Raw genomic sequence first — 14,702 nt, 5'->3', positions numbered from 1 at the left:
AGCATTTACAGCCGGAAATGCTCCCCGAGATAGACCTGACGCACGCGCTCGTCGTCGATGATCTCTTCGGGCTTGCCGCCCGCGAGCACCGTGCCGTCGCTGAGGATGTAGGCGTGGTCGCAGATGCCCAGCGTCTCGCGCACGTTGTGGTCGGTGATCAGCACGCCGATGCCGCGTTCCTTGAGGTAACGGATGATTTTCTGGATGTCGAGCACGGCAATTGGGTCGACGCCGGCAAAGGGTTCGTCGAGCAGGATCAGCCGCGGACTGGTGGCCAAGGCGCGGGCAATCTCGCAGCGTCGGCGCTCGCCGCCCGACAGCGAGACGGCCATGTTGTCGGCCAGGTGGGAGATGCCGAGCTCTTCGAGCAGCTCGCCCAGCCGAAGGTCGATTGCGGCGCGCTCCAGCCCCTGCAACTCGAGCACGGCCCGTACGTTGTCGGCCACGCTGAGGCGGCGGAACACGCTCATTTCCTGCGGCAGGTAAGACATGCCCATGCGCGCGCGGGTGTGGATCGGGTCGTGTGTCAGGTCGTTGCCGTCGAGCCGGATGCTGCCGGCATCACAGCTCACCAGGCCGACGATCATGTAGAAGCAGGTGGTCTTGCCGGCGCCGTTCGGGCCCAGCAGGCCGACGACTTCGCCAGCCCCGACTTCCAGGCTGACATCGCGCACGACTTCGCGCGATTTGTAGCTTTTGCGCAGCCCCGACACTTCAAGAAGACTCATTCGGAACCTCTTTGAGCAACCTTGTGATTACTTCACTGGAAAATCCGCGGCTCTGCAGGAACCGCGCCTGACGCGCCCATTCCCTGCGGTCTGCGGCGACGCTGCCGAACTTCGCAACCCATACTGCGCGAGCGCGCTCCATGTCGCCGTCCAGCTCGCCGTGGGTCAGAGCTTCGGCCACCGTATCGGCGTCCACACCCCGCCGTGCCAGTTCCATCTTGAGCCGTGCCGTGCCGAAACGCCCGGCTTTGCTCCGCACCCACATTTCGGCGAAGCGCTGGTCTGACTGCAGGCCCAGTTCGGCCATGCGATCAAGCGTGGCGTGTACTTCCTCGGGGGTGCCGAGCGCGGCCAGCTTGCGTTCGAGCTCGGCGCGCGAATGATCGCGCATCGCAAGCAGGCGGAGGGCTTTCTGACGCAGCCGGTCCGCCGCTTCCGTCATCAGGCTTCCGTTGCGGGGGAGGCCTCGACCGTCGCCATTTCCTTCATGCCGAGCGCGGCGCGCACCTTGTTCTCGATCTCGCGCGAGAGCTGCGGATTGGCTTTCAGGAATTCGCGCACGTTGTCCTTGCCCTGGCCGATCTTGTCGCCGTTGTAGGCATACCAGGCGCCGGACTTGTCGACGATTTTGTGCTCCACGCCGAGGTCAATGACCTCGCCTTCGCGCGAAATGCCGGTGCCGTAGAGGATGTCGAAGTGCGCTTCGCGGAACGGCGGTGCAACCTTGTTCTTGACGACCTTGACGCGCGTTTCCGAGCCGACAACCTCGTCACCACGCTTGATCGCGCCGGTACGACGGATGTCCAGACGCACGCTCGAATAGAACTTGAGCGCGTTGCCGCCGGTGGTGGTCTCCGGGCTGCCGAACATCACGCCGATCTTCATGCGGATCTGGTTGATGAAGATCACCAGCGTGTTGGTGCGCTTGATGTTGGCGGTGAGCTTGCGCAGCGCCTGGCTCATCAGGCGGGCTTGCAGGCCGGGCAGCTGGTCGCCCATCTCGCCTTCGATTTCGGCCTTGGGCGTGAGCGCGGCGACCGAGTCGATGACGACCATGTCGACGCCGCCCGAGCGCACCAGCATGTCGGCAATTTCAAGGGCCTGTTCGCCAGTGTCGGGCTGCGAAATCAGCAGGTCAGCAATGGTCACACCCAGCTTCTCGGCGTAGCCCACGTCGAGTGCGTGCTCGGCGTCGATGAAGGCTGCCGTGCCGCCGAGCCGCTGCATCTCGGCGATGACCTGCAGCGTCAGCGTGGTCTTGCCGGACGATTCCGGGCCGTAGATCTCGACCACCCGGCCGCGCGGCAGGCCACCCAGGCCCAGCGCGATGTCCAGCCCGAGCGAGCCGGTGGAGACGGTCTGGATGTCGCGCTCGGGACTGTCGTCGCCCATGCGCATGATCGATCCCTTGCCGAACTGGCGCTCGATCTGCTGCAGCGCTGCGGCGAGTGCCTTGGCCTTGTTGTCGTCCATATCGTGTCCTTGCGTAAAGTGGAGGAAATTATGGCACAGAGATTGCATGTGCGCGGGGTCGCGCTCAGCCGATCAATGTTTCCGCGTGCCCTTTGAGTTCGCACAGTGCGTGGAGCACCGTTTGCAGCCGCACCGCACGGCGGTCGCCGCTGAAATGCCGTGTTTCGCAGACAATGCCGCCGCCGCGCACGGCCCATGCGAAGCACACCGTGCCGACCGGTTTGCCGGGTGTCGCGCCGCCGGGGCCGGCAATGCCTGACACCGCCAGCGCGACCTGCGCAACGCTGCCTTCCAGTGCGCCGGCTGCCATCTCGCGCACCACCTGCTCGCTCACCGCGCCATGCAGCACGATGCTGTCGTGCGAGACACCGAGCATGTCTTCCTTGGCGGCATACGAGTAGGTTACGAAGCCGCGGTCGAACCACTCCGAACTGCCGGCAATCTCCGTGACCGCAGTCGAGATCCAGCCGCCGGTGCAGGATTCGGCGGTGGCCAGCATCCAGCCCCGCGCGCGCAGCCATGCGCCGACTTCGCTGGCCAGCGCCTCGAGTGACACGTCGCCCCCGCTCATCCGAACAGCCTCACCAGAATCGCCAGCACCAGCAGCGCGTAGCCGGCGGCAACGATGTCGTCGATCATCACGCCGAAGCCGCCCTTGAAGGCCGCTTCGACGTTGCGTACCGGCGGTGGTTTGACGATGTCAAAGAAGCGGAACAGCGCGACCGCAACCGCCTGCCACAGCAGTGTTGGCGGCGCAAACAGCAGCACCAGCCAGATTGCGACCATCTCGTCCCACACGATCGCGCCGTGGTCCGGCACGCCCAGTGCGCGCCCGGTGCGTCCGGCAGCGAGTACACCGCCGATGAAGAAGACCACCAGCAGCCCGATCAACATGCCATCGGACATCGACCAGGACAGGGCCGGAAACAGCAGCCAGCCGAGCAAGGTGCCAAAGGTGCCGGGCGCTTTAGGCGCCAGGCCCGAGCCGAAGCCAAGCGCGATGAAGTGCGAGGGGTGGGCGAGCAGGAAGCGCAGGGTGGGTCGCATGATCAGGCGAAGTGGTCGTAGCCGCCGGCGCTGCCGATACGGCCGTCTGCTTCGATGATGCGCAGACCGGGGGTGGATTGGATGCGTCCGATGCGCGTCATCGGTAGTCCGATACGGGCGGCGACGTCGTTGATGTCGGCGCGGCGTTGCGGTGAAGCAGTGAACAGCAGTTCGTAGTCGTCGCCGCCCGACAGGCAGGCGGTGCGCGCGGACTCCGCACTGGCTCCGAGCGCGGTCAGTGCGGACAGCGGCAACGATGTGATGTCGATCTCGGCACCGACGCCGGATTGCTCGAGGATGTGCTTCAGGTCTCCTGCGAGACCGTCGGACACGTCGAGCATGGCGCTGGCGATGCCGCGCAATGCCTGTCCGGCGGCAACGCGCGGTTGCGGCTGTTGCAGTGCGGCGATGCACTCGGCTGCACCGGCGGCAGGCAGCGCAATACGCGCCTGCAGGTGCGCCAGCCCGAGTGAGGCACGGCCGGGTTGTCCGGTGATCCAGATGTCATCGCCGTCGCGTGCGCCGTCCCGCGTGATGGCGGAGCCTTTCGGGATCTCGCCGAAGATCGTGACGCTCAGGTTGAGCGGGCCGCGTGTCGTGTCACCGCCGATCAGATCCACACCAAAACTCTCTGCGCAGTCGAACAGGCCGCGTGCAAAGGCTGCAATCCAGGCTTCGTCCGCTGCCGGCAGCGCGAGCGCGAGCAGCGCCCAACGGGGCTGGCCGCCCATTGCAGCGATGTCGGAGACGTTCACCGCCAAGGTTTTCCAGCCCAGGTCTTCGGGGTCGGTGTCGGGCAGGAAATGGGTGCCTGATACCAGCATGTCGGTCGACACTGCCAGCTGCATGCCGGGCGTCGGCGCAAACAGCGCAGCGTCGTCGCCGACACCCAGATCGGTGTGGCGTCCGGCGCGCGTGAAGTGTCGGCGGATCAGGTCGAATTCGGAGGGCATGCAGCCTTGCTGGCGGGTAGGGGGTGATATGCAATCGGGGTGATGATTGCTCAGGAAGTGCTGCGGAGTATAACAAACGGTCTTGAATGATTCCGGGGCCCTTCTGCGCATTTCTGGGCGGCTCCGATGGACGGCTGTGTGACGGTGGAACGGGATATGGGTATGGTTCCGGTCAGCGCATGGCGATGCCATGCATGGATCTCCTGCCGTACGTTTCGATCGGTCATGGACACATGAAAATCCACCTGCTCGACCCCGGCTTGTCTTCCTTCAGGGGGCACCACTTCGATCTCGATGCACGCCTGGCGCGGTCGCTGACCTTGCGGGGGCATGAGGTGCTGGTATGCGGCGCGCTTGCTGCCGAGCCGGAGTTGAGCGCGCGTCTGGCGCGCGACGGGACTGCCTTTCTCCCCGCCTTTCGGCGTCCGCCCTACTTTTCTGCCGGAGCTCGGCGGCCTTTGCGTGTGCGGCTCGGGGAGTGGGTTGCAGGTCGCCGCGTCAAGCCAGTGGACAGGGTTTCGCTTACGCTGTATCGGGAGGCAGCGCGTGATACCGCCGAGGATCTGGAGGGGCTGCCGCCGGCTGATCTGTGGTTCTGGCCGACCTTTTCAGCGTATCAGCTGGCTGCGGCGTGTGCGGCTGGCCGGGTGCCGCAGATCGGCGGCGCATGGTGGTTGCCGCCCTTCCAGCATCAAGCCGGAGTGACCGTGTGGGCGGAGTCTGCGCGCCGTATCGGGCGGGAGCAGCTGCCGATCAAGGTCGGCTTCTATGATGAGGAACTGTGTCGGCGCGCCGCCAGCTTCTCCGAAAGATTGGCACTGGAATGTCTGCCCTGTCCGCACGATGGCGCTGACGGCGTGCGCGACCGAAGCCGTCTGCGGCGTGTCGGTTTCTTCGGGCACCAGCGTCCCGCCCGCGGTCGTGATCTGCTACGCGAGCTTGTACCGATCCTGTCGTCAAAGGGTTTCGAGGTAGTGGTGCAGGATAGCGGGGGCGATGGTCGCTACGACGGGAAGGCGCTTGTGCTGCCGTTTGTCGAGGACTTTGCAGCCGAGCTGGCCGGTTGTGACGCGGTGATCTGGCCCTCCCGCCCCGAGGCCTATGCCTGGAATTTTTCAGGGGTGGTGAGTGAATGCCTTGCCAGCGGCGTGCCGGTGATCATGCCCTCGGGTTGCCTGCCTGCGGATATGGCGGCGCGTTTTGCTTGCGTGCATTACTTTCACGACCACTCATGCGGCGGAGTTGTGGAGGCGCTGGAGGGCTTGGCCGCAGATTTTCCGGCTACGCTTGCGCGTTGTGAGGCAGCACGTCAGGCATGGCATGCGGGCAACGGAACCAACCGGCTCGCCGAGCGGATCGAAGAGCTGGCTGGAGGTAAATGGTGAAGAAGGCGATTGTGTGTGGCGGCGGCGGCTTCATCGGGCATCACCTCGTGCGGCGCCTGAAAGACGAGGGCGCATGGGTGCGGGCGGTCGATCTCAAGTATCCCGAGTTCTCCGGTAGTACCGCAGACGACTTCGTGATTGCCGATCTGCGGGATCCGCGAGCGGTGGAGAAGGTGTTTGCCGGTACCTTCGACGAGGTCTACCAATTTGCGGCCGACATGGGTGGCGCCGGCTACCTGTTTACCGGCGAGAACTGCGCCGAGATCATGAAGAACTCCGCGCTCATCAATCTGAACGTCGTCGAGGCGTGCAGGAAGAGCGGAGCCGGGCGCGTGTTCTTTTCCTCGTCGGCCTGCGTCTATCCCGAACGTAACCAGCTCGACCCGGACAGCCCGCTATGCAGCGAGGATTCCGTCTATCCGGCGGCGCCGGACAGCGAGTACGGCTGGGAGAAGCTGTTTGCGGAGCGGCTGTATCTGGCGCATGCGCGCAACCACCGCATGGTGTGTCGCATCGCGCGGTACCACAACATCTTCGGGCCGGAAGGTACCTGGGCCGGCGGGCGCGAGAAGGCGCCGGCGGCCCTGTGCCGAAAGATCGCGCAGGTGGCTGATGGAGATGAAATCGAGATGTGGGGTGACGGACTGCAGACGCGCAGTTTTCTCTATATCGACGAGTGTCTCGAAGGGACGCTGCGGCTGATGCGGTCGGATTGTACTGAACCCGTGAATATCGGCTCTGATGAACTCATCTCGATTAACGACCTGGCTTGGATGCTCGCCGATCTGGCCGGCAAGCGAATTTCGATCCGCCACATTGAGGGGCCGGTGGGTGTACGCGGTCGAACTTCCGACAACCGCCTGATCGCGCAGCATCTGGGCTGGGCGCCGTCTGCGCGTCTGCGAGAGGGCCTCGCCGAAACTTATCGCTGGATCGAACGGCAATTGAGCGTTTCAGTGGCCTGAAAGCAAAAACGCCAGCCGGTGAGGGCTGGCGTTTTGCCGGTAACTGGTGGGTCGTGCGGGGTTCGAACCTGCGACAAACGGATTAAAAGTCCGCTGCTCTACCAGCTGAGCTAACGACCCGGTGCTTCCGAAAGACCGCGATTATTCCAAAGCCCCTCGGAGGCGTCAAGCCTAGATCGGTAATAACCCGAACGGCATCCTCTTCGTTCAGGCTTCCCGCATCATCAGCCAGTACTGGATCTTCATGGTGACGGCAGCGCCGGCGATGATGGCCGCCGTGGTGAGAAACGAACCGATGGCCAGGGTTGAAAAGCCCGTGATGCCCTGACCGACCGTACAGCCGAAGGCGGTGACGCCGCCAAAGCCCATCAGAATGCCGCCGATGATGTGTCGCACCAGATCGTCGGCGTTGGTGAAGGATTCGATGCGGAAGCTGCGTGAAGTGAGTGCATACAGCGCAGAGCCGGCGATCACGCCGAACACGCCGGCGATGCCGAAGGTGAAGATGCGGCTGGTGTCGCTCCACAGCATGAACAGTTCCAGCGTGTAGGCGACCGGTGCGACGAAGGTGAAGGATTCGGCGCTGCCGCTGTTGGTGCCGATAAAGGCCGGTTCCAGCGTGCGTGGGTGTTCTTCGACAAAGCCGATGTGCGCGCTGAGATACCAGCCGGCCACGCATACCGCGCCGATGGCCACTGCGCCCATCAGCATGCCGCCGTGACGCGCCTCACGGCTGGCCAGCGCGAATGCCAGCAGGCCGCCGCCGAACAGCGCCGTGAGCGCCATCAGGGCGGTATCGCGGTTCATGCCCAGTCCGGCGAAGATCGACGGCAGGTCCTGGCGCGTGCCCAGATCCACCGCGATCGGGTCGAGCAGCTGCGTGCGCCATACGCCGAACAGGCCGCGCATCGTCATGTAGGCTGAAATGCCCAGAAAGACGAACACGATCAGCGATTTGAGGTTGCCGCCGCCGATGCGGATGAGCGTTTTCGAGCCACAGCCCGAGGCCAGCGTCATGCCGATGCCGAACAGGGCGCCGCCGAGAATGTTCGACAGCCAGATCACCTTGTTGCCGGTGTAGATCGAGTCGGCGCTGTCGAACAGTCCGGCCAGCTGCAGTGCGCCGGTGCCGAACACGGCTACGCCGACGGCCAGTGCCCACATGCGCATACGCGTCCAGTCGCCCATGTTCACGATGTCGGAGACGGCGCCCATGGTGCAGAAGTTGGAACGGTTGCCGGCATAGCCGAACACTGCGCCGAGCGCGAAAGCGATCCAGGCGATGGTCGAGGCGGCGACAATGGGTTCGTCGAGCATGGCAGGCGTCGGGAAATGGGGGTTGAGGAGGCGATTCTAGTGCATTCGACCTGTGCCGTGATGCGTCGGCCTGCGAGGGCGGTTTGAGTGGATAATGGCCATGCTGTCAGAAGGGTTGTGTGGCACGCCTCGGCGTGGGCCTGCGGCCGTCACCTGTAAAAGAGGATCTGCATGAGCCGTCAGTCCCGGCCTCCCGCCGTGCCGTGTCGCGAAGAGCACTCGGAGCTCGCTCTGAAGCGGGTGGCGATCGACACCTGGCACGAGAACGTGGTGTATCTGCACCGCGACTGCGCGGTGTATCGCGCCGAGGGCTTTCAGGCGTTGGCCAAGGTCGAGGTGCGTGCCAACGGGCGCATGATCCTCGCCACGCTCAACGTCGTGGACGACGTGAATATCGTCGGTTGCAATGAGCTGGGGCTGTCGGAGGATGCCTTTGCGCTGTTGGAGGTGGCCGAGGGGCATCCGGCCTTCGTGCGCCAGGCTGAGCCACCGGGCTCGATTCCCGCCCTGCATCGCAAGATCAACGGGGAGCGCCTGAGCCGCGAGGACTTTCGCGCCATCGTGCGAGACATCTCCGACCACCGCTATTCCAAGATTGAACTCACCGCCTTCGTGGTGGCTGCCAGTCAGTCCGATCTCGACCGCGAGGAGGTGTTTTTCCTGACCGACGCCATGGTGCAGACGGGCCGGCGGCTAGACTGGCATGAGCGCATCGTCGTCGACAAGCACTGCATCGGCGGCATCCCCGGCAACCGCAGCTCGATGCTGGTGGTGCCCATCGTCGCCGCGCACGGAATGCTGTGCCCCAAGACCTCGTCGCGTGCCATCACCTCGCCGGCCGGCACGGCCGACACCATGGAGGTGCTGGCCGATGTCGAGCTGCCGGTCGAGCTGCCGGTCGAGCGGCTCGAAGCCATCGTACGTGAGCATCGCGGCTGCATTGCCTGGGGCGGCACAGCGCAGCTCTCGCCGGCCGATGACATCCTGATCTCGGTCGAGCGCCCGCTGTCCATCGATTCGCCGGGTCAGATGATTGCCTCCATCCTGTCGAAGAAGATCTCTGCCGGCTCCACCCACCTGGTACTCGACATTCCGGTCGGCCCGACTGCCAAGGTGCGTTCGATGACCGAGGCGCTGCGTCTGCGCAAGATGTTCGAATACGTCGCGCGTGCCATCCACCTGACGCTGGACGTGGTCATCACCGACGGTCGTCAGCCCATCGGATTCGGTATCGGGCCGGTGCTTGAGGCGCGCGATGTCATGCGTGTGCTGGAGAACCACCCTGATGCACCCAATGACCTGCGCCAGAAGGCCCTGCGCCTGGCCGGTCGCATGATCGAGTTTGACCCCGATGTGCGCGGTGGCGAAGGCTTTGCGATTGCACGCGACATCCTCGATTCCGGCCGCGCACTGGCCAAGATGATGGACATCATCCAGGCTCAGGGTGCCCGCGGCTTCGATTCCGAAGTGCCCGAGCTTGGCAGGCTCGGGTTCGAGGTCACGGCGTCCCGCGCCGGCACCGTTACCGGCATCGACAACCTGCAGATCGCGCGCATCGCCGGCCTGGCCGGGGCGCCCAAGGTCAAGGGCGCCGGTGTTGAGCTCGCGCGCAAGCTCGGCGATCCGGTTCGCAAGGGCCAGTTGTTGTACCGCGTGCATGCTGGTTTTGCCGCCGACCTGTCTTTCGCCCGGCAGGCCTGCGAGCGCGACAACGGCTACACCCTCGGCGCGGCCGATGAGGTACAGCACCTGTTCGTGGAGTTCTGATCGTGACTGGCGTACTGCTGTATTTCGAGGATGAAGTCGTCGCGGCCACCCGTCTCGCGCAGGACGCCGGTCTGGCCGCGCAATGCGTAGCTCGCCACCGCTTTCCCGACGGCGAGCTACGTCTGCGCCTGCCCCCCGAACTGCCTGCCGACGTGGTCATGCTGCGTGGCCTGCACGACCCCAATGAAAAGCTCGTCGAGTTGCTGCTCTCTGCCCGTACGGCGCGCACGCTGGGTGTGCAGCGTCTCACGCTGGTTGCGCCCTACCTTGGCTATATGCGGCAGGACATTGCCTTTCACCCGGGCGAAGCCGTCAGTCAGCGCATCGTCGGTGGCCTGCTGGCCGAGCTGTTCGATGCCGTCATTACCGTTGATCCGCATCTTCACCGCATCGCTATGCTGCGTGAGGCCGTCCCCGCCGCGCATGCCGTGTCCCTGTCGGCTGCACCCTTGCTGGCCGGGGTGGCGGTGTCGCAGCGTCAGCGCCCGCTTCTGGTCGGGCCGGATGCCGAGTCCGCGCAATGGGTGCAGTCGGCTGCCGCGGCACACGGTCTGGAACATGCCGTGTGCACCAAGCAGCGCCGCGGTGATCACGAGGTCGAGATCCGTCTGCCGGCAGCTGACTTTGCGGGGCGCGCCGTGGTGTTGATGGACGATGTTGCCAGCACCGGTCGTACCGTCGCTCTGGCAGCAAAGCTGCTGTTCGATGCCGGTGCTGCCAGCGTCGATCTGGCGGTCACGCACGCGCTGTTCGCACGCGATGCGCTGGCGGTGGTGCGCGCTGCAGGGGTCGGGAACGTGTGGAGTACCGATTGCATTCCACATCAGAGCAACGTTGTCAGCGTTGCCCCGATGTTGGCCGCAGCCTTGCGCGATCTCGCCGACTAGACGTGGCAGGGGCCGACCGGCCCCCGTTCGAGCAGTGTGGTCAGGTCCTCTGCGCTCATCGGCCGGCCGAACAGCCAGCCCTGCGCCGCCTCCACACCCAGACCGCGCAGGGTTTCGGCCTGCGCCTCGGTCTCGACGCCCTCGGCGACCATTTTCAGGCCCAGCGAGCGCGCCATTTCGATGATGTGGAACACCACATGGCTCGTCGGCGCTTCGGTGCCCAGCGTGTGCACGAAGCTGCGGTCGATCTTCAGGCAATCGAAGTGCAGATGCTGCAGGTAGGCGAGACTGGAGTAGCCGGTTCCGAAGTCGTCGATGGCCACGCCGATGCCTTCGGCGCGCAGTGCCTCGACCACGCGGCTGGCCTCCTCAGGCCGCACGAAGCCACGTTCGGTGACTTCTGCCGTCAGCCAGCTGCTGTGACCCGCTGCGCTGCGCGCCAGTCGCTGCAGCATGCCTACGGTCTCGGGGCGGTGAAGGTCGTTGGCCGAGAGGTTGATGCTGATGCACAGCTCGGGAAAGCGCGTCAGCCATCGCTGCACGTCGCGTTCGACCAGATTGCACACCCGCTGAGTGAGCAGGTGCACCACGCCGGCATCCTCGGCAGCGGCAATGAACACGTCCGGGCGCATGTGCTCGCCGTTGCGTCGCTGCCATCGGATCAGTGTTTCGGCGCCGATGATGCGCCCGTCCTGCAGGTTCACGACCGGTTGGTAGACGACTGAAATTTCGTTGCGGCGCAGGGCCGTGCGCAGGGCGGCTGGCCAGGATTGCTGCAGCCGTCCGAGGTACACGAAGCCGAGCAGGGCGACCGCTGCGGCAATCAGTCCAAGTGGGACCAGGCGCAGCATGTAGACGCCCATATGTTGTTGGTAAAGGCTTATCGGAACGGCTGCGATCACACCGGTCTGATAATGCGGCGAACGCAGCATTGCAATGAGTTGCCCGTCGTCCCGGAACAGCGCTTCGCGTTCTTCTCCGAGCCGTTCGATCCACGTTGCGCGCACCGGGCCGCGTACGCTGCGCAATTCGCGGGCGCCGGGGGTGAAGGTCGCCAAGCCGATGTTGTGTCGGTCAATGACGATGTCCACGGGCTGACTTTTGTGGATCACCACGGCGAAGCCCTTGCGTTCGATCACCGTGAACACCTCGCCCGGCACGAAGGGCAGGCTGACCGCGGTGCGGATGGCCGAGCCGGTCGCAGTCGTGAACTCGACCGGGCCGAAGTCGATCCCTTCGCCGTGGTCACCCCATGACGAGCAGGGCATGCGGTTGCCACGCATCGGCCCGATTGCACGCAGATGGCCCATCGACGCCACGACCGTGTGCATGGCCGTCAGGTGCTCGTTGTCGCAGGCTGTTCCATGCGTGGAGGCGGAGAGTTGGTCGATGCTGGCGTAGAGTTGGGAGGCAGCACTGTCGGAGCGGTTGAGAACCTCGCGGGCCAGGCGCAGTGCCTCATCCTGGGTGGCCTCCAGTGCCAGGTCACGGGCCAGATCAATCGTCACGAAAAGGGGTATTGCCGCTGCGACGACGGCAGCGGTCAGGACGGTCAGCCGGGACAAGGTGCTGGGCATCGGGGCTCCCCGCATAGGTCGGATGCATGCGGCATGTGGCACGATACTGCAATTCGATGCCATGGCGGAATGGAAGCCATTTTCATAGGGGGCGACAGTGAACGAACGATGCGGCTGGGCGGGTTCTGATCCGCTCTATGTGGCCTATCACGACCACGAATGGGGTGTGCCGGTGCGTGACGAACACACCATGTTCGAATTCCTGCTGCTCGAAGGCATGCAGGCCGGTCTGTCGTGGATCACCGTGCTGCGAAAGCGCGAACATTACCGCAAGGTCTTTGACGGTTTCGACCCCGACCGGATCGCCCGCTACGACGACGCAAAAAAAGCCGCGCTGCTGGCGGACCCGGGCATCATCCGCAACCGTGCCAAGGTCGACGCTGCCATCGGCAACGCCCGCGCCTGGCTGGAGATGCGCGAGGCCGGCATTGATCCGGTGGAATGGCTGTGGAGCTTCGTCGGAGGTCAGCCCCTGCAGAACGCGCGCGGTACCTTGTCGGACATTCCGGCCCACACGGCCGAATCCGATGCGATGTCGAAGGCGCTCAAGGCACGCGGTTTCAAGTTCGTCGGTTCCACCATCTGTTACGCACACATGCAGGCCACCGGCATGGTCAATGACCACGTCACCAGCTGCTTCCGCCATGCCGAGGTGGCGGCGCTGGCCAAATGAACTTCCTGGCGCATGCCTGGCTGGCGGGGGATTCGCCGGCCGACCGCCTCGGCGGCTTGATGGGTGATTTCGTCAAGGGCCCGCTGCCGGCCGGGCTGCCCGCAGATATTGCGGAAGGCGTGCGTCTGCACCGCGCCATCGACTCCTTTGCCGACACCGATGCGGCCTTCCGCAGGGCTTGCGCGCGCGTGCCGTCCGAGCGTCGGCGCGCGGCCGGCATTCTCGTCGACATGTTCTTCGACCACTTTCTGGCCCGTCACTGGCACGACTTCAGCGCCCAGCCCTTGCCGCGCTTCACTGCCGATGTTTACCGTTTGATGCGCGCTCACCATCCGCTGCTGCCGCCTCGCCTGCAGCGCATCCTGCCGTGGATGATCGAGGACGACTGGCTGGCCTCGTATGCCGAGGTCGATTCGGTGGCTTATGCGCTCGACCGCATGTCCCAAAGACTGAGCCGGCCCGGGCTGCTTGCCGGGGCCGGCTCGATACTGCGCGTGGAGTACGCAGCGCTTGAATCAGACTTCCACGCTTTCCTGCCCGCCGCCCGTGAGTTTGCCGAGCAGCACCGGGCTGGTCGCGTCACCTGAGCTTGATGACGATCGGCGGCACGCTGACCACCACACCCGGTTGATACGAATAGACCACGCGCGGCGGCGGCGAATAGCGCGGCGCCGGGGTGTAGTAATAGTGCTGGTACACCACACCATGCGCCGGGCGGTAATAGTGCTTCTTCACATGGTGATGGGACTTGCCATGCTGGTAGTGATGGCGGTCCTTGTAGTCGTGCCTGTGGTCGCGGTGTTCCTTGCGATGATGGTCGTAGCGGCGATCGTCGCGATCAGCCATCGCAGGCAGCGAAGCGGCGAACAGTGCGCCACCCATCACCAGCGGCAGGACAAGCTGACGGAGTTCGATGGCTTTCATGGGAGCCTCCTCTCATTGGTCTGCACGGCGGGATGTCGTGTAGCCACGATGCAAGACTAGAGAGTGGCAAGTGTCCGGGCTGTAATGGCTCGCTACGGGATGTTTCCAATGTATCCGGCGCCCCGGAAGAGGCGTCACGTACCACCGGCAGTATCGCGGCACGATACTTCGTGCAACCCGCTCGTCATCCGCTGCGGGTCGGCGTAGGCTGCGTCCCGTTCGTCATTTTTCGGGAAGCCGCATGAGCACCACATCCGATCTGATCGCCGCGCTGAAGGCCGAACTGCGTGCCGCCGACACGAGCTACGCGACGCTTGCCGCGCAGCTCGGCATGGCCGAATCCAGCGTCAAGCGCATGTTCTCGCGCGCCGGCGACATGCCCTTGTCGCGCGTTGACGAGATCTGCCGCGCACTGGGCATCGAGTTCGCAGAACTCGCCCGCCGTGTGGCAGATGCGCAACCGCTTCTGCGCGAACTCACTGCCGAACAGGAGCTGGCCGTTGTGTCCGACCGCCGCCTGCTGCTCGTCGCCACCTGCTGCCTGAGCCAGTGGTCGGCTGAGCAGATTGTCGCCACCTACACCATCGACGAAGCCGAATGCGTGGCCTGCCTCGCACGTCTGGACCGGCTCGGCATCATCGAGCTGCGCCCGCTCAACCGCTACCGCCTGCGCGTGGCCAAGGGATTCCGCTGGCGGCCGAACGGGCCGGTGATGGCCTTCTTCCGTGATGAAGTGGTCGACGACTACTTCGACGCCAGCTTCGACGACGAAAGCGAACTGCTGCTGATGGTGCATGGCCAGATCGCGCCAGGTGCTGCTGCCGGCCTGCGCGACCGGCTGGCTCGCGTCGGGCAGGACTTCTCCGGTCAGCATCTGGCCGACCGCAAGCTCACCCCGCAACAGCGCCGCCCCTACACCCTGGTGGTGGCGATGCGCTCGTGGCTGATGGCGTCCTTCCGTGACCTGCTGCGCGACCCGGCGGGCTGGCCCGGCCGTACGCGTTGA

The 14,702-nt window shown here is 64.9% G+C and carries 16 protein-coding genes and 1 tRNA gene; 7 read left to right on the top strand and 10 right to left on the bottom strand.

What is annotated here, in order from left to right; genetic code table 11:
• Positions 1 to 5: 5 nt before the first annotated feature.
• From lptB to thiL, 6 genes are all read right to left on the bottom strand, one after another.
• A complete protein-coding gene (gene lptB / locus AC6H0R_RS14285; protein WP_497582037.1) occupies positions 6 to 728 on the bottom strand; it encodes an LPS export ABC transporter ATP-binding protein in 723 nt (240 codons plus the stop codon).
• Positions 715 to 1,170 (bottom strand): regulatory protein RecX, encoded by a 456-nt coding sequence (locus AC6H0R_RS14280; RefSeq protein WP_497582036.1) that lies wholly within the window; start codon positions 1,168 to 1,170, stop codon positions 715 to 717. Before AC6H0R_RS14280 ends, lptB begins: the two co-directional genes overlap by 14 nt.
• Positions 1,170 to 2,201, bottom strand: coding sequence for a recombinase RecA (gene recA / locus AC6H0R_RS14275; RefSeq protein ID WP_497582035.1), 1,032 nt, complete (start codon positions 2,199 to 2,201; stop codon positions 1,170 to 1,172). Before recA ends, AC6H0R_RS14280 begins: the two co-directional genes overlap by 1 nt.
• Positions 2,202 to 2,265: 64 nt before the next feature.
• Positions 2,266 to 2,772: a CinA family protein gene (locus AC6H0R_RS14270; protein WP_497582034.1), complete on the bottom strand. Its 507-nt coding sequence runs from the start codon at positions 2,770 to 2,772 to the stop codon at positions 2,266 to 2,268.
• Positions 2,769 to 3,248 carry a phosphatidylglycerophosphatase A family protein gene (locus AC6H0R_RS14265; RefSeq protein ID WP_497582033.1) on the bottom strand — a complete coding sequence of 160 codons (480 nt, stop codon included), beginning with the start codon at positions 3,246 to 3,248 and terminating at the stop codon, positions 2,769 to 2,771. The genes AC6H0R_RS14270 and AC6H0R_RS14265 overlap by 4 nt, the downstream gene beginning before the upstream one ends.
• Before the next feature lie 2 nt (positions 3,249 to 3,250).
• Positions 3,251 to 4,201, bottom strand: coding sequence for a thiamine-phosphate kinase (gene thiL, locus AC6H0R_RS14260; protein WP_497582032.1), 951 nt, complete (start codon positions 4,199 to 4,201; stop codon positions 3,251 to 3,253).
• Positions 4,202 to 4,395: 194 nt separating this feature from the next.
• Here thiL and AC6H0R_RS14255 point away from each other — a divergent pair, with 194 nt between their 5' ends.
• Together AC6H0R_RS14255 and AC6H0R_RS14250 are read left to right on the top strand one after the other, a co-directional pair.
• On the top strand, positions 4,396 to 5,586 hold the full coding sequence (locus AC6H0R_RS14255) for a glycosyltransferase (protein ID WP_497582031.1): 1,191 nt from the start codon (positions 4,396 to 4,398) through the stop codon (positions 5,584 to 5,586).
• A complete protein-coding gene (locus tag AC6H0R_RS14250; RefSeq protein WP_497582030.1) occupies positions 5,583 to 6,551 on the top strand; it encodes an NAD-dependent epimerase/dehydratase family protein in 969 nt (322 codons plus the stop codon). Before AC6H0R_RS14255 ends, AC6H0R_RS14250 begins: the two co-directional genes overlap by 4 nt.
• A 44-nt stretch (positions 6,552 to 6,595) precedes the next feature.
• On the opposite strand, the gene AC6H0R_RS14245 is transcribed toward AC6H0R_RS14250, so the two are convergent.
• Both AC6H0R_RS14245 and AC6H0R_RS14240 read right to left on the bottom strand, forming a co-directional pair.
• A tRNA-Lys gene (locus AC6H0R_RS14245) sits at positions 6,596 to 6,671 on the bottom strand.
• A gap of 87 nt (positions 6,672 to 6,758) precedes the next feature.
• The gene (locus AC6H0R_RS14240; RefSeq protein ID WP_497582029.1) at positions 6,759 to 7,868 is read right to left on the bottom strand and encodes a YeeE/YedE family protein; all 1,110 of its coding nucleotides are present in this window, start codon (positions 7,866 to 7,868) and stop codon (positions 6,759 to 6,761) included.
• 171 nt (positions 7,869 to 8,039) lie between these two features.
• On the opposite strand from AC6H0R_RS14240, the gene AC6H0R_RS14235 reads away from it, so the two are divergent.
• Positions 8,040 to 9,635 carry a thymidine phosphorylase family protein gene (locus tag AC6H0R_RS14235; protein WP_497582028.1) on the top strand — a complete coding sequence of 532 codons (1,596 nt, stop codon included), beginning with the start codon at positions 8,040 to 8,042 and terminating at the stop codon, positions 9,633 to 9,635.
• Positions 9,636 to 9,637: 2 nt separating this feature from the next.
• Positions 9,638 to 10,522 (top strand): ribose-phosphate diphosphokinase, encoded by an 885-nt coding sequence (locus AC6H0R_RS14230; protein ID WP_497582027.1) that lies wholly within the window; start codon positions 9,638 to 9,640, stop codon positions 10,520 to 10,522.
• Here the strand turns inward: AC6H0R_RS14230 and AC6H0R_RS14225 are convergent.
• Positions 10,519 to 12,099, bottom strand: coding sequence for an EAL domain-containing protein (locus tag AC6H0R_RS14225; protein ID WP_497582026.1), 1,581 nt, complete (start codon positions 12,097 to 12,099; stop codon positions 10,519 to 10,521). The two genes, AC6H0R_RS14230 and AC6H0R_RS14225, sit on opposite strands and share 4 nt — an antisense overlap.
• A gap of 97 nt (positions 12,100 to 12,196) precedes the next feature.
• Between AC6H0R_RS14225 and AC6H0R_RS14220 the strand changes: the two genes are divergently transcribed.
• Positions 12,197 to 12,772 carry a DNA-3-methyladenine glycosylase I gene (locus AC6H0R_RS14220; RefSeq protein WP_497582025.1) on the top strand — a complete coding sequence of 192 codons (576 nt, stop codon included), beginning with the start codon at positions 12,197 to 12,199 and terminating at the stop codon, positions 12,770 to 12,772.
• Positions 12,769 to 13,359 (top strand): acyl carrier protein phosphodiesterase, encoded by a 591-nt coding sequence (locus AC6H0R_RS14215; protein WP_497582024.1) that lies wholly within the window; start codon positions 12,769 to 12,771, stop codon positions 13,357 to 13,359. Before AC6H0R_RS14220 ends, AC6H0R_RS14215 begins: the two co-directional genes overlap by 4 nt.
• On the opposite strand, the gene AC6H0R_RS14210 is transcribed toward AC6H0R_RS14215, so the two are convergent.
• Entirely contained in the window at positions 13,352 to 13,696 is a 345-nt protein-coding gene (locus AC6H0R_RS14210) for a hypothetical protein (protein ID WP_497582023.1), read from the bottom strand. The two genes, AC6H0R_RS14215 and AC6H0R_RS14210, sit on opposite strands and share 8 nt — an antisense overlap.
• 241 nt (positions 13,697 to 13,937) lie before the next feature.
• Between AC6H0R_RS14210 and AC6H0R_RS14205 the strand changes: the two genes are divergently transcribed.
• Positions 13,938 to 14,702 (top strand): helix-turn-helix domain-containing protein, encoded by a 765-nt coding sequence (locus AC6H0R_RS14205; RefSeq protein WP_497582022.1) that lies wholly within the window; start codon positions 13,938 to 13,940, stop codon positions 14,700 to 14,702.

The organism is Pseudazoarcus sp. NS36 (assembly GCF_059703705.1).
The sequence above is the reverse complement of the archived record's forward strand: the minus strand, read 5'-3'. Positions and strand labels throughout refer to the sequence as shown.

Coding starts and splice junctions, on each gene's coding strand:
- lptB (WP_497582037.1), bottom strand. CDS start 728: ATGAGTCTTCTTGAAGTGTCGGGGCTGCGCAAAAGCTACAAATCGCGC.
- AC6H0R_RS14280 (WP_497582036.1), bottom strand. CDS start 1,170: ATGACGGAAGCGGCGGACCGGCTGCGTCAGAAAGCCCTCCGCCTGCTT.
- recA (WP_497582035.1), bottom strand. CDS start 2,201: ATGGACGACAACAAGGCCAAGGCACTCGCCGCAGCGCTGCAGCAGATC.
- AC6H0R_RS14270 (WP_497582034.1), bottom strand. CDS start 2,772: ATGAGCGGGGGCGACGTGTCACTCGAGGCGCTGGCCAGCGAAGTCGGC.
- AC6H0R_RS14265 (WP_497582033.1), bottom strand. CDS start 3,248: ATGCGACCCACCCTGCGCTTCCTGCTCGCCCACCCCTCGCACTTCATC.
- thiL (WP_497582032.1), bottom strand. CDS start 4,201: ATGCCCTCCGAATTCGACCTGATCCGCCGACACTTCACGCGCGCCGGA.
- AC6H0R_RS14255 (WP_497582031.1), top strand. CDS start 4,396: ATGGATCTCCTGCCGTACGTTTCGATCGGTCATGGACACATGAAAATC.
- AC6H0R_RS14240 (WP_497582029.1), bottom strand. CDS start 7,868: ATGCTCGACGAACCCATTGTCGCCGCCTCGACCATCGCCTGGATCGCT.
- AC6H0R_RS14235 (WP_497582028.1), top strand. CDS start 8,040: ATGAGCCGTCAGTCCCGGCCTCCCGCCGTGCCGTGTCGCGAAGAGCAC.
- AC6H0R_RS14225 (WP_497582026.1), bottom strand. CDS start 12,099: ATGCCCAGCACCTTGTCCCGGCTGACCGTCCTGACCGCTGCCGTCGTC.
- AC6H0R_RS14215 (WP_497582024.1), top strand. CDS start 12,769: ATGAACTTCCTGGCGCATGCCTGGCTGGCGGGGGATTCGCCGGCCGAC.
- AC6H0R_RS14210 (WP_497582023.1), bottom strand. CDS start 13,696: ATGAAAGCCATCGAACTCCGTCAGCTTGTCCTGCCGCTGGTGATGGGT.
- AC6H0R_RS14205 (WP_497582022.1), top strand. CDS start 13,938: ATGAGCACCACATCCGATCTGATCGCCGCGCTGAAGGCCGAACTGCGT.